A 12,340-nucleotide genomic window follows, 5' to 3' on the forward strand; every position below is an offset into this window, starting at 1 on the left:
GGCGGGCATGTTAGCGGTTCGTTCGGACGTATGGCCGAGGCGGCCCTGACGGCGGACCGGAAGATCGTCCCTCTCGCAGCGCTCGGCAGTCCGATCCGGGGGAGTGGTTCCGGCCCGGGCCCTTCGCCGACTACTCGTAGGGGAACAGGGACGGTTACCGCTTGACGGCCACGAACCCCCACTGGTCGACCGGCTCGCCGACGGCCGGCTCGTCGGGGCGCCACAGGCTGATCGAGCCGAAGCCGGGCTCGACCAGTTCCAGACCGTCCGCGAACGTCGCCATGATCTCCCTGGGACGCGAGATGTACGCCACGGCACCGCCACTGGCGTACTCGTCGGATCCCGCCTGCGTTTCCGGAGTCTCGATGGTGTCGCACAGCATCAGGTAGCTCCCCTCGGGCAGCGCGTCCAGGTAAGTGCGGAGCAGCGCCGCGGCCTCGCCGGGGTCAGCGACGTGTCCCAGTGTCGAGAGCACCATCACAGCCACCGGCTGGTCGAGATCCAGCGTCCGAGCGGCCTCACGCAACACCGTCGTCGCGTCCGTCAGGTCCGCGTGCACGTAGTCCGTGGCCCCTTCGGGCCGGCTCGTCAGCAAGGCACGCGCGTGCGCCAGGACGATCGGGTCGTTGTCCACGTACACGACGCGTGCCGCCGGATCGACCCCCTGAGCGACCTCGTGCGTCGCGTTCGCCGTCGGTAGCCCGGTTCCGAGGTCCAGGAACTGCCGCACCCCCGCCTCACCGGCCAGAAAACGCACCGCTCGCGCCTGGAACGCCCGGGAGGCACGCGCTATCTCGATGATCTGCGGGTACAGCTCCTCCATCGTCGCCCCGAGCCGGCGGTCCACCTCGTAGTTGTCCTTGCCGCCGAGCCAGTAGTTCCACACCCTCGCCGAATGCGGCGTGCCCGTGTCGATTTCATCCACCGCCGCCATTCGCATGCCCTGCTCGTCAGTCATCGGCCCTCTTCGCGTCGCATATCGGCTGCGTGGGACGGCCCCGGTCCCGCGCATGACCATGCTTCCTCAGCAGCGGCATCCGCACCAGCCCGACAGGAGTCCAACTCCCTTGCAGCGCGCGCCGTCAGGGCTGTTCCGCCAGGAACTCTGCGATACGTGGCCACAGTTCGGGCCAGTCCTCACCGGCGTGCTCGTTGTCGTGCCCCAAGCCCGGCACGGTCACCGGACGCGCGGGTCTCGTCAGGGCCGACACCGGGGTGTGACGGGAGCAAGGCACCGGCGCCGGACGTTTCCGCCTCGACGAGCCGCGCCGGATCGTACAGGCCCATGATTCTGCGGCACATCGACGATCGCGTCGGTCTTCGTCACGAGCAGGTCCCAGAAGCTCTGCGGGTCGGCGATGCCACCGTGGAATCGGCACCCGATACCGACGATCGCCACGGGTTCCTGCTGGGGTGCCCCGCCCCAGGAGTCCGAACCCCGGCCGGCGGTCACGACAGTGTTCGGCACATCGATGACGACGGGCTCATGAAGCGCCCTCCTCGGGTGTTCCGCCGTACAGGACCACGCGTCTTCACCCACACGATCGCATGCGGGTGCGAGACGGTGGGCGCGGGGCACGGCACGCGCTCGGACCTGGTGACCGCCGCCCGGCCGGGGAACCGGGGTGCGCCGGCCACCGGGTTTCGGTGTGACCCGGGGTGTCCGTCGCCGTGCCGTGCCCGATCAGCCCGGAGCCCGGGCCGGGAGGAGAGGGTCAGCGGCGCCTGGCGGCCTCGGCCGCGGTGACCGCTGCGGTCAGCAGCTCGGCGTCGAACAGCGTGGCATCGCCGAGGCGGTTGGCGCCGGCGTAGGAGTTCAGCATGGCCTTCGTGCTGCGCAGGGCCGTGGGGGAGCGACGCAGCAGCGGCTTGGTCCAGCGGTCGACGGTGGCGTCGAGCTGGTCCTCCGGAACGACCTTGTGCAGGATGGCCAGTTCGGCGGCCCGGTCGGCGTCGAACCTTTCGGCGGTGAGCAGCAACTCCCGGATCCGGGCGGCACCCGTCTCGTACAGCATCCGGGCGGTGATCCCGCCCCAGGCCGGTGGCACGCCGAGACCCAGCTCCGGTATCCGGTAGTGACTGGTGTCCGCTCCGACGCGCAGATCGCAGAAGACCGCGAGCCCGAGTCCCGCCCCCACGACGCCGCCGTGCAGCCGCGCGATGGTGACGACCCCGGTGTTCGCCAGCAGGTCGCACATCCGGCGCGCCTTGTTGGCGAGCGCGCGCATGCTCGCGTTGCCGGTCTCCGGGGAGAGCAGGGAGGGGAATTCGGTGCGGTCTCCGCCGAGGCAGAAGTCGGTGCCCGCGCCGGAGAGGACCAGGACGCGGGTGGTGGGATGGTCGTCCAGTGCACCGAGAACGGCGAGGAGTTCGTCCAGGAGCAGTCCGGATATCGCGTTTCCGGTCTCCGGGCTATTCAACCGGACTCTCACCACCGCGTTGTCGTGCTCGACGTGCAGGGTCTTGAGATCATCGATCATGCTTCTTGATTCCTGACAGACGGATTGTGAGGACTGGGCACGATGAAACGGTTCCTCTCTTCGGTGCGGCCCGGTTCAGGCCGGTGTCACCATGAGGCGGTTGAGCCGGCGGAACGAAACCCGGGGCTCCCAGGCAGGCGGTTCGCTGATCCGCAGCCGGGGCAGCCGCCTGAGCATCGAGGTCAGCAGCAGGCTGCCTTCCAGCCGCGCCAGTGGGGCACCGAGGCAGTAGTGGATCCCGCTGCCGAAACCGAAGTGGGGCGGCTTACGGCGGACGTCGAACTCCTCGGGATCCTCGTACTGCCGCGGATCGTGCTGGGCCGCTCCCACCATCAACTGCACCATCTCGCCCTCGTGGACCAGGGTGCCGCCCAGCGTGATGTCGTGCGGAGCCGTCCTGCTGATCGCGTGGATCGCCGGGTCGTAGCGCAGGGTCTCGTCGACCACGTGCGGGATGTACTCGGGGTGGGTGCGCAGCCGCTCCAACTGGCCGGGGTGTTCCAGCAGCAGCCGGATCATGCTGGACAGCAGGTGCTCCGTGGTCTCCAGGGCGGCGACGATCACGAAGACCGTCATGGAGTGTGCCTCGGCGTCGGCCTTCTCCCGGTCCGGTTCCAGCGTGTCCCAGGTCGCTATCCACGAGGAGACCGGGTCGTCCCCCGGCCTCGCGCGACGCTCCCGAACCAGCGCGGTGACGTACTCCTGGAGCCCGCGGGCCGCCGCGTCTGCCCGCGTGAGTTGGCTGGGGGAGGGGAAGAATTCCTGGCTGAGAGTCTGGTCATTGGTCAGGGACCTGAGCCACGGATAATCGGCTGACGGAAGATTCAGCCATTCCCCGATCGACCGGACGGGCAGCTCTTCGGCCACCAGGGAAATTAAGTCCGCAGGGCCCTTGAGCAGCTCTTCGTCGAAGGCGTCGAGCACCTTCTCGACATTCTTCGCTATCGAAATCTCTATTTCCGCCAGCTTTGTCCGGTCGAACATGTTGCCCGCCGAACGCCGCACTCTCGTATGCTGGGGCGGATTGAGCATGGGAAGCGATTTCGCCGTTTGCAGTGAGGCCGGCGTGTTCCAGCGCGCGGCGTTGGCCTGACCGGCCCTCCACTGGGCATCGGGTACTTTCCACGTTCTGCTCCGTATGACCTCGTCGCAGAGCGCGTACGAGGTGACGAGATGTCCGCCCCAGGGGGAGGGGAAGATATCCCCGAGCCCCCTCAGTTCTGCGTAGAGGGGCCGGGGATTCGACTGGCCCTTCCCGGTGCGCAGCCGGGAGAAAAGAGAGGCCACCGTGCGGCGGTCGACGGTTGCGGTCGGCAGGGTGGGTTCCACGAGAATCTTTCTCTCAAAGGATCACGTAAGGTTTCCAGCCCTGACTACCCCTCGGGTGGAACGCCCATGCGACTGCGATCACCTATGTGATGTGGTGCATGTCACTCTTTCCACCAGGAGAGAAAGCTGCTCCAGAAAGTCCCCTTTCGGGCCTGTCCCTGTTTTTGTTCGCCCGCCGGATTTGCCGGTGCGGAACGGACATCGGCCGAAAAGCGTGAGGCGGCCGAACTCTCCCCGCGTACCGGGGTGAACCGGGCGGGCAGCGAGGTCAGCGCGCGGTGCAGCGGACCCGGCCGCCACGTCAGCGATTCGACCGGGACGCTCAGCTCGATGTCAGGCAGCTTGTTGAGGAGCTTCTCGATCGTCAGGATCGAGATGAGCAGAGCCGGGTCCTTGGCGGGGCACGCGTGCGGGCCCGCGCCCCAGGCCAGGTGGGCGCGCTTGCTGAGTGTCTGACGGCTCGTCGAGAGACTCGGGTCGCTGTTGGCGGCCGCGAAGCTGATCAGGACGGGGTCCCCGGCGTTCAGCCTCGTCCCGGAGAGGTCGACGTCGTGCACCGGATAGTGGCCGGCCCAGTTGGCTATGGGCGGGTTGTTCCAGAGCACGTCGTTGATGGCGTCCTCGACCAGCAGGCTCGCGCCGTACTGGTCGCCCGCGTACTTGTCGTCGGACAGCAGGAGACGCAGCGCGTTGCCGATGAGGTTCTGGGTGGGCTCCGCGCCGCCTCCGATCAGCGTCATGATCTCGGAGATCAGTTCCTCGTCCGTCAGGCGGCCCGGGTGCTCCATCAGCCAGGAGGTGATGTCGTCACCGGGCTGAGCGCGCTTCAGGGCGATCAGCTCCATCAGCGTCTCGGTCAGCAGCGCGATGGCTTTGTCCGCCTCGATGCCGTCCATCAGGCTGGAGATGCTGAAGACCAGCTGGTCGCCCAGCTCCGCGGGGCAGCCGAAGAGCTCGTTGAAGACCAGCAACGGCACCAACTGGGCGTAGTCGGCGACCAGATCGACCCGGCCCCGGCCGTTGAACTCGCTGATGAGGTAGTCGGCGACCCGGTCGACATGCCGGCTCAGCCGGTGCGTGTCGATCCGCGCGAACGTCTCGGTCACGACCTGGCGGTGCCTCATGTGCGCGGCGCCGTCGGAGTAGAGCGAGTTCGGCCGGTACAACATCATGGGGACGATCGCGCTGTCCAGGGGGACCTCGCCCGCGTTGAGCGCGCGCCAGCGCCGCGCGTCCCGGACGAAGGTCTCCGGATTCTGCAGGACGTGCAGCGCCGCCGCGTAGTCCGTGACCAGCGAGGCGTGCACACCTGGCGACAGCTCGACGGGTGCGGCGGGGCCGAACGTCCGTAGGTACTCGTAGAAGCCGTGCGGATCGGCGGCGAACTCGGGGCCGTACAGGGGAACGCCGGCGCCGTGTGCGGGGCATCCTGGTGGCGGTGCGGGGAAGTCCGAGGGGGATTGCATGGGGGTCGAGCTCCTAGTTGAGGCGAGACTGGAGATAACGGACGAGCGTGATCAGCGCGTTCGCGGAGGAACGCTGATCGCGGGCGTCGCAGTTGACGAGAGGTGTCTCGGGCAGCAGGTCGAGTGCCTCCCGGATCTCCTCGTCCGCGTGATCGGGGCGGTCGCCGAAGCGGTTCACGGCGATGGTGTACGGAATCCCGTAGTGCTCGACCAGGTCCATCACGGGGAAGGACTCGTCGAGGCGCTCCGGGTCCACCAGCACCAGTGCCCCGAGCGCACCGCGTGACATGTCCTCCCAGACCTGCACGAACCGCTGCTGCCCCGGTGTCCCGAAGAGGTAGAGCACCAGCTCCTCGCTGAGCGTGAGCCGGCCGAAGTCCATCGCGACCGTGGTCGTGGTCTTGCCGGTCGTGCCCTTGAGGTCGTCGATCCCCTCGCCCGCCCGCGTCATGACCTCTTCGGTACGCAGTGGCGGAATCTCGGACATCGTTCCGATGAACGTGGTCTTGCCCACGGCGAAGTGCCCGACCACCAGGATCTTCGCCGCGGTCTGTACCGATTCCCGGAGATAGACACCGTTATCCAAATCGGGCTTGAAGGCCATGCAGCACCTGCTCCAGTATGTTCCGGTCGACAAGCTTCGCGGCGGGGATGGGGGCCCGCGTGACGAGGTACCCGCCCTGGGTGAGATCGGACAGCAGAATCTTGACGACGCCGACCGGGAACTGGGTGTGCCCGGCGATCTCGGCCACTGACAGGTGCCCCCCGGAGCACAGCTCCAGAAGACGCCGTTTCTCGGGGTCGAGATTCTGTACGACCGGTGAGTCCTGGGCGGTCGTCACCAGCGTGATCAGCGAGAAGGTGTCGCCGTCCAGCAGACTGCGGCCGTTGGTGATGACATAGGCCGGGACTAAGGGGGTGGCGGGCTGTTCCTGTTCGGACTCGTCCGGTGTCGTCATGCCTTGGTGTCGGCAATCTCGCGAGGGGGCGTGGACAGGGCTTTGCCGAGCTGGCCGACGAGCTGCTGCATGCGGAACGTGATCTCGGCCATGTCGACGTCGGGCGTCGCGGAAACGGCGAGGTAGGCGCCCTCACCGGCGGAGATGAGGAAGACCCAGCCGTGGTCGAACTCCACCAGGGTCTGGCGCCATTGACGGTGCGGGCTTCTCGGTGTGCCGCAGAAGTCGACCACCGTCCGGCTCAGCGACTGGATTCCGCTCATGGCGGCGGCGACGGTGTCGGCCTGGTCCTTACCGACGTCCTTGGAGCGCGCCATGAGAAGACCGTCGGCGGACACGAGAAGGGCGTGCTGCGCCTCGGGCACTTCCAGGGCACTGTCAAGCATCCATGACAGGTCGTAATTCACTGAGTCTCAGGCCCTTCGCTGCTTGCGTTGGTGGAACGGCGGCCGGACTGTGTTCCGCGCTGGAACGCGCCCATGACGGAAGCGGCCTGTTCGCTGGAACGAGCCGGTACGTCCGTCGAGTCGACGGCCGGCACGATGGATATCGCGCCTCTGCGCCGGCGTTTGGGCAGACCTCCGGTGGTGGTCGAGGGGGCCACCGGGCTCTCCTCGGGCGGCATCGAGGGGGGTACGGCCACCGTGGGGAACTCCTTGGGCTCGGGCGCGGGCTCGGGCGAGGGCGCGGGCTCGGGCTCGGGCGCCTGGATGGTCGTGAGGAGATCGTCCGGGAGCAGCACGACCGCTCGCACACCGCCGTAGGGGGAGGTCGAGTCCACGGAGACGGTGAAGCCGTACCTGGCGGCGAGGACGCCGATCACGGTGAACCCGAACTGCGGCGGGTTCCCCAGCCCCGAGACACCGGGGGAGCGTTCGCTCGAAAGGAGCTTGGCGGCCCGCTCCTTCTCCTCCTCGTTCATGCCGACGCCGGCGTCGTCGACGATGATGCAGACGCCCTTGGGCACGGGGCGGATGTTGATCTCGATCACCGTTTCCGGCGCGGAGTAACTGGTTGCGTTGTCCAGCAGCTCGGCCAGGGTCAGCGCGACCGGTTCGACGGCGCGGCTGGCGATCGCGAAGTTCGTCTGGGCCCGGATCTCCACACGGGTGAAGTAGCGGATGCGCCCCTTCGCGCTCCTTACCACGTCGTAGAGCGATGCGGCGGCGCGCTGCCTGCCGAGCCAGCCGTCGCAGAGCACGGCGATGGACTGCGCGCGCCGGGCGAACTGCGAGTTCATGTGGTCGATGTCGAGGAGGTCCTGGAGAATCTGGAGTTCCCCGTACTTCTCCTGCAGCTTCGTGATCGCCAACTGCTGCTCGCCGGCGAGGCCCTGAAGCGTACGCATGGCCGACTTCAGCGCAGTCTTCGTCGCTTCCTCGGCCCGGTCCTTGGCCTCTTCGACGGCTTCTGTGTAGTGGTTTTCGAGATTCGCGTAGTGAGTGTTCAGCTCCTCTTTCTCTCTGCGTAGCTCGGATATCCTCTTCTGGCCGCGGGATATCGCGATGGCTGCGACAAGAATTCCAGCGATCAGAACCCAAAGAACTGGATCCTGGAGGTATTGCGTCATAAGGCTCTCTTCGGGCGACTTGGCCACCGGATACTGAATGTCTGGCGGGTGCGGTCGAGTACGTCCCCGGTCACAGATGTCCCGCACCCACAGATATGTGGGGTCGGTCGCGCATGCTCGCCTGGCCGGACAGTCTTGAGGGGCTTGGCTGATGGCATAGGTCTCCCCCGGGGGGTGGCGGATTCTGGGCCGATGCGCTGACTTTCCAGTGATGCCATAGCGGGTTCATCGCCGCTTGGCAAGCTTGATGATCGTATCACCACGGGGGGATCGGATCGTGGGTCGATCTGTTCCTTTTCGGTCACCTGACGGCTATTCAGCGACGTTGCTGATTTGCGGTATTTGGTGAGTGTTGCGGGTCGCCGGGATACGTCGTGGGCCCGGGGCGTTGCCTCTTTTTCGGGCGAATCATCCCCCTTGATCGCGCCTAGGGGCACCTGCCAGGGGCATGGTCGTGAGGAAATGGTGTGGAACCGGTGCGGGTGCGGCGGCCCCCGGCAATCGACGCCTGGCCGGGTCGAGCCGCTTGCGGATGGGCGTGCTGGTGTGCAGAGCGCGGTTGCGCTGCCGGTCACCGCTGCGGTTGATCCGGTGGCGGTTCGTGAGTGGCCGACCGTGAAGCCCCCTGGAGGGTCTCAACTCGCTGCGCGGTAGGAGTCGGTCAGCCCGGGCAAGCGACTGGGCGCTGGACTTCGTGACTGTCAGGCAAGCTTCCACAGACGTACGGCGGATCCGGATCTTTCGCCGCTCGGTGAGTAGAGCTGGACCCCGAAGGCCAGAGCCTTGCCGTCCGGGCTGAATGACAGGGACACCGCGCCACTCTCCTCCGCGTCACCCCTCAGAGTGGCAGTCACTCGGCGATGCCTGACGTCCCACAGCCATACGGTGTCGGTGCCACCTTCTTCACTTCCTCCCAGAGCCAGGGTTTTGCCGTCCGGGCTGAAGGCCACCGCTGAGACGGCGTGGAGAGCTGCTGTACGGGAGGTGTCGCCGGTGCTGGTGTTCCACAGGGTGGGTGCGATGAACGCGCTGCCCACGGCGACGTTCCTGCCGTCGGGACTGAAGGCGATCCCGTCCGTCCCGCCGGCCTTGGGCAGGATCGTGGTGAGGATCTCCCGGCCTTCGGCCAGACTCCACAGGGACACCTTCCCTCCCGCACTGTCGCCTGTGGCCAGGTACTTACCGTCGGGACTGAAGGCCATCGCTGTGGCCTGGTCGCCGACCGCACCGATATCGAAGGCGCCGATGACGCGGCGTGTGGCAACATCCCGGAGTTGAACGAAGGCGCGGAAGTGCTCCTTGCGGTCCTCCTGTCCGCTGATGGCCAGGGTTTTGCCATCGGGGCTGAAGGCCACCGTGCAGTGCGTGTCATAGCCGTCGAAAGTCGCGGTGACCTGACGCGTGGCCACATCCCACAGCTGGACCTCTCCGTTGCTCCCCGAGACAGCAAGGGTCCTGTCGTCCTCGCCGAGAGCCAGCGACGTGTAGTCAGGATCGCCTTCGGCCAAGGTCGCGACCGTGCGGCCGCCGGCCGCGTCCGACAACCGGATGAAGGTCTTCGAAGGAGAGCCGTCGTCGTGCCCGATACCGGCCAGAGTTCTGCCGTCGTGACTGAAGTTCAGCGACCACGCGCCGACGCCTTTGAGGGTCGTGTGGGTATGAGTCGGCGTGACCGACGCGGCGCCGGCGCCTGGGCTGCCTCCGGCGCCCTTCCTGTCGGATCTCTGCCACAGCACCGTAGCGGCGCTCGCGCCGACCACGCCGGCCCCGCCGAGCACGGCCATGAGCAGGGTGCGGCGTTGGAGGCCGGCCGCCTGGGGGACTGCCTCCGGGCCTTCCTCCATGGGCTCCGGGTTCCCCACGCGATCGGGACTCTCCGTGGGTTCTGGGGCTGTCTGTGTCAGCGCGACCGTGGGCGCGGAGGCCGTACCCTCGTGGTCCACAGCTGGTCGGCCCACACGGGGCCCCGCATCGTGGACCTGCGCGGTCAGCCGCACAAGGACCTCGGCCACGGACGGCCGTTGCGCGGGGTTCTTCGCGAGGCACGCGGCGACCACCTCGCGCAAGTCGCCGTCAAGGTGCCCGAGCTCGGGCGGTTGGCTGATGATCCTGTGCACGATGCCGGGGATGGAGTCAGCGTCGAACGGACTGAGGCCGGTGGCGGCGAAGCCCAGCACGCACCCCATCGAGAACACGTCGCTCGCCGGTACGGCTTGCTCCGCCCGTACCTGCTCGGGTGCCATGAACGCGAACGTCCCGACGACCACGCCGAGAGATGTGAGGGCGGTAGCGTCCGCTGAACGGGCGATGCCGAAGTCGATGATCCGAGGCCCGTCGCCCGCCATGATGACGTTGCCGGGCTTGAGATCTCTGTGGACCAGCTCGCAACCGTGGATCGCTGCGAGCCCCTCAGCGAGTCCCGCGCCCAACAGACGTACGTCCTCCGGGGCGAGGGGGGCGCCCTCACGCACCATCTCGTGCAGCGTGGGGCCCGCGATGAATTCCGTGACCAGCCACGGTGATTCAGCGCTCGTGTCGGCCGCGATGACCTGCGCCGTGTGGAACCCGCCGACTCGACGCGCAGCCTTGACCTCCCGGGTGAATCGCGCCCGGAACTGCGGGTTCCTGGCGTACTCGGGGCGGATGACCTTGACCGCGACCTTGCGGCCCCCGGGGGACCGCCCGACGAAGACCTGCCCCATCCCACCGACCCCTAGCCGCCCCTCCAGACGGTAGCCGCCGATCGAGCCGGGATCGTTGGTGTGTAACGGCTGCATCCACATCCTCGAAATCGCTTCCCCCTGAGGTGAGTCTCTGAGCGACAACGAGGGGTGTCAACAACGTGTATAAGGCAGTTCATGAAGTTGGGCCCAGGGGCTGGGGCCGAGTTTGTGGATGAGGCCTTGGAGAGCTGCCGATCCCACCGCTGGTGGTAGAGGCCCACCAACGCGCCCGCCGCTCGGCGGAGGGCGTCGGTCATGGTGGTGACCAGTCGGTAGGAGCCTGTGAAAACGGTGCCGTCCGCGCAGGTCACCGTGATGGCCGTGTCGATCACCCGTACCTTCTCGGCGGCGATCACCGACAGGTATGAGCCGTCGAATGACACAGGATCAAGTCAGCATGTCGATTTTCTGCGAGCTCCTACGCCCTGGTGTGCAATTGCCTCGTGCACGAGCCGCCCCACCGAGCGATGCCTCTGAAGGCTCCCGAATGGCTCCCGGTGGTGCTGGGTTGGTGATCCGGAAAGAGGCCGCAGGCGATCACCGAGACGTGCGTGAGGTTCATACACGCGCCTTCGGTGACAGCGAGCGGATTCCCGGGCTGGTGGAGGAACTTCGCGTTGCGGAGGCAGCGTTGGCACCGATGTCCTTCGTCGCCACCGTTGATGACCGGGTCGTCGGGCATGTCCTGCTGAGCGCGACGAGGTTGGACGCTCCGCGCCGGATCGTGGACGTCCTTTCCCTATCACCGTTGGGCGTGGTCCCGGAGCTCCAGCGTCAGGGCATCGGTACTCGGCTCATTGCGCATGCCCTCGCGTCAGCCGACAGCCAAGGCGTGCCGTTGGTGTTCCTGGAGGGTTCGCCGCGCTACTACGGCACGCGCGGCTTCGAGAGCGCCGGCGCAGCAGGCTTCCGTTCGCCGTCGCTGCGTATCCCTGAGGCCGCGTTCCAGGTCGCCCGCTTGTCCGCACACGAGCCGTGGATGACGGGCACCTTCGTCTACTCGGAGGTTTTTTGGTCGTTTGACTGCGTCGGCCTGCGCGACCCCGACGCCTGAGGAGCCGCCCGCAGGCACTCCATCTGATTCTCGGGACCATCGGGGGCCGTAGGGGTCTTTGGATGTGTCGCCTCAATGAGCGGTGTGCATCGTAAAGTCGCAGGCCACGGGTCTGGTGTGAATGGCGAGTTGGGTACTCGTGGCGGTCGGCGGCCGATGACCATGGTGTAGATCATCGGGCAGGTCCGGTTCTGACGGTATGCCGGGTTCGGCTGCGCCCACGACCGGCCCCCGCCCACGACCCCTCAGCAGGTCGGAACACCGTGAGAACGCGGTGGGCGCGGGGGATGCAGGAGCGGCAGCGGATCACTGCCCGCCGGAGCGAACTGGGCCTCCCTGCCCAAGAGTTGGGCAAGCAACTCCAGAAGGCGGGCCGAGCGGCACGAACTGGCGATCGCGGAGCGGAGTGTTGAACCGCCTGGCCGGGCAGGCCCGGGCCAATGCCGGGCTGTCGCTCCGGCATCGGCGAAGGTGGCCGGGCGGGCAGTCCTGCTCATCCCGCACCGCGGCGACGCGGCCGGCGAGGGCGGGCTGCCCGGCGCCTCCCGCAAGATCTGGAGATCGTGCGGGAGGCGGACGGCCCGGTGCAGATCAGGGCGGTCGGCGAGCTGTTGGGGTTGGACGCCTCGGTACACGGCAAGCTGGAACCGTTGCGGACGAAGGTGACCAAGCCCGCCACCCGGGGCTGGCTGCACAAGCGGGGCGGCGGGCGGTTCACGGCACGTCCGAAGGCGTGCGGGGCGGGCCCGTAACTGACGC

Annotated in this window: 12 protein-coding genes; 2 read left to right on the forward strand and 10 right to left on the reverse strand. The window is 67.4% G+C overall.

Going from position 1 to position 12,340, the window contains the following annotated elements:
• Positions 1 to 154 precede the first annotated feature (154 nt).
• From AB0C75_RS28805 to AB0C75_RS28850, 10 genes are all read right to left on the reverse strand, one after another.
• Positions 155 to 958 (reverse strand): SAM-dependent methyltransferase, encoded by an 804-nt coding sequence (locus AB0C75_RS28805; RefSeq protein ID WP_362894654.1) that lies wholly within the window; start codon positions 956 to 958, stop codon positions 155 to 157.
• A gap of 240 nt (positions 959 to 1,198) precedes the next feature.
• The gene (locus AB0C75_RS28810) at positions 1,199 to 1,579 is read right to left on the reverse strand and encodes a beta-ketoacyl synthase N-terminal-like domain-containing protein (protein WP_362894655.1); all 381 of its coding nucleotides are present in this window, start codon (positions 1,577 to 1,579) and stop codon (positions 1,199 to 1,201) included.
• A 136-nt stretch (positions 1,580 to 1,715) separates the two neighbouring features.
• Positions 1,716 to 2,480: an enoyl-CoA hydratase/isomerase family protein gene (locus AB0C75_RS28815; protein WP_362894656.1), complete on the reverse strand. Its 765-nt coding sequence runs from the start codon at positions 2,478 to 2,480 to the stop codon at positions 1,716 to 1,718.
• A 75-nt stretch (positions 2,481 to 2,555) separates the two neighbouring features.
• Positions 2,556 to 3,809 (reverse strand): cytochrome P450, encoded by a 1,254-nt coding sequence (locus AB0C75_RS28820; protein ID WP_362894657.1) that lies wholly within the window; start codon positions 3,807 to 3,809, stop codon positions 2,556 to 2,558.
• Between the two features lie 101 nt (positions 3,810 to 3,910).
• The gene (locus AB0C75_RS28825) at positions 3,911 to 5,275 is read right to left on the reverse strand and encodes a cytochrome P450 (protein ID WP_362894658.1); all 1,365 of its coding nucleotides are present in this window, start codon (positions 5,273 to 5,275) and stop codon (positions 3,911 to 3,913) included.
• Positions 5,276 to 5,288: 13 nt separating this feature from the next.
• A complete protein-coding gene (locus AB0C75_RS28830; protein ID WP_362894659.1) occupies positions 5,289 to 5,879 on the reverse strand; it encodes an ATP/GTP-binding protein in 591 nt (196 codons plus the stop codon).
• Complete coding sequence (locus tag AB0C75_RS28835) at positions 5,854 to 6,234, reverse strand: DUF742 domain-containing protein (protein ID WP_362894660.1); 381 nt, start codon at positions 6,232 to 6,234, stop codon at positions 5,854 to 5,856. The genes AB0C75_RS28830 and AB0C75_RS28835 overlap by 26 nt, the downstream gene beginning before the upstream one ends.
• Positions 6,231 to 6,641, reverse strand: coding sequence for a roadblock/LC7 domain-containing protein (locus AB0C75_RS28840; RefSeq protein ID WP_362894661.1), 411 nt, complete (start codon positions 6,639 to 6,641; stop codon positions 6,231 to 6,233). Before AB0C75_RS28840 ends, AB0C75_RS28835 begins: the two co-directional genes overlap by 4 nt.
• The gene (locus AB0C75_RS28845) at positions 6,638 to 7,804 is read right to left on the reverse strand and encodes an ATP-binding protein (RefSeq protein ID WP_362894662.1); all 1,167 of its coding nucleotides are present in this window, start codon (positions 7,802 to 7,804) and stop codon (positions 6,638 to 6,640) included. The genes AB0C75_RS28840 and AB0C75_RS28845 overlap by 4 nt, the downstream gene beginning before the upstream one ends.
• Before the next feature lie 701 nt (positions 7,805 to 8,505).
• Positions 8,506 to 10,581, reverse strand: a complete 2,076-nt coding sequence (locus tag AB0C75_RS28850) for a serine/threonine-protein kinase (RefSeq protein ID WP_362894663.1) — start codon at positions 10,579 to 10,581, stop codon at positions 8,506 to 8,508.
• 457 nt (positions 10,582 to 11,038) lie between these two features.
• Here AB0C75_RS28850 and AB0C75_RS28855 point away from each other — a divergent pair, with 457 nt between their 5' ends.
• Positions 11,039 to 11,581, forward strand: a complete 543-nt coding sequence (locus tag AB0C75_RS28855; protein ID WP_362894664.1) for an N-acetyltransferase — start codon at positions 11,039 to 11,041, stop codon at positions 11,579 to 11,581.
• 563 nt (positions 11,582 to 12,144) lie between these two features.
• Positions 12,145 to 12,333, forward strand: coding sequence for a hypothetical protein (locus tag AB0C75_RS28860; RefSeq protein WP_362894665.1), 189 nt, complete (start codon positions 12,145 to 12,147; stop codon positions 12,331 to 12,333).
• Positions 12,334 to 12,340 lie beyond the last annotated feature (7 nt).

The organism is Streptomyces sp. NPDC048565 (assembly GCF_040650935.1).
Lineage (GTDB): Bacteria > Actinomycetota > Actinomycetes > Streptomycetales > Streptomycetaceae > Streptomyces.

Bases quoted from the DNA above. Each gene is read 5' to 3' on its own strand.
- AB0C75_RS28805 (WP_362894654.1), bottom strand. From the start codon at position 958: ATGACTGACGAGCAGGGCATGCGAATGGCGGCGGTGGATGAAATCGAC.
- AB0C75_RS28815 (WP_362894656.1), bottom strand. From the start codon at position 2,480: ATGATCGATGATCTCAAGACCCTGCACGTCGAGCACGACAACGCGGTG.
- AB0C75_RS28825 (WP_362894658.1), bottom strand. From the start codon at position 5,275: ATGCAATCCCCCTCGGACTTCCCCGCACCGCCACCAGGATGCCCCGCA.
- AB0C75_RS28830 (WP_362894659.1), bottom strand. From the start codon at position 5,879: ATGGCCTTCAAGCCCGATTTGGATAACGGTGTCTATCTCCGGGAATCG.
- AB0C75_RS28835 (WP_362894660.1), bottom strand. From the start codon at position 6,234: ATGACGACACCGGACGAGTCCGAACAGGAACAGCCCGCCACCCCCTTA.
- AB0C75_RS28845 (WP_362894662.1), bottom strand. From the start codon at position 7,804: ATGACGCAATACCTCCAGGATCCAGTTCTTTGGGTTCTGATCGCTGGA.
- AB0C75_RS28850 (WP_362894663.1), bottom strand. From the start codon at position 10,581: ATGCAGCCGTTACACACCAACGATCCCGGCTCGATCGGCGGCTACCGT.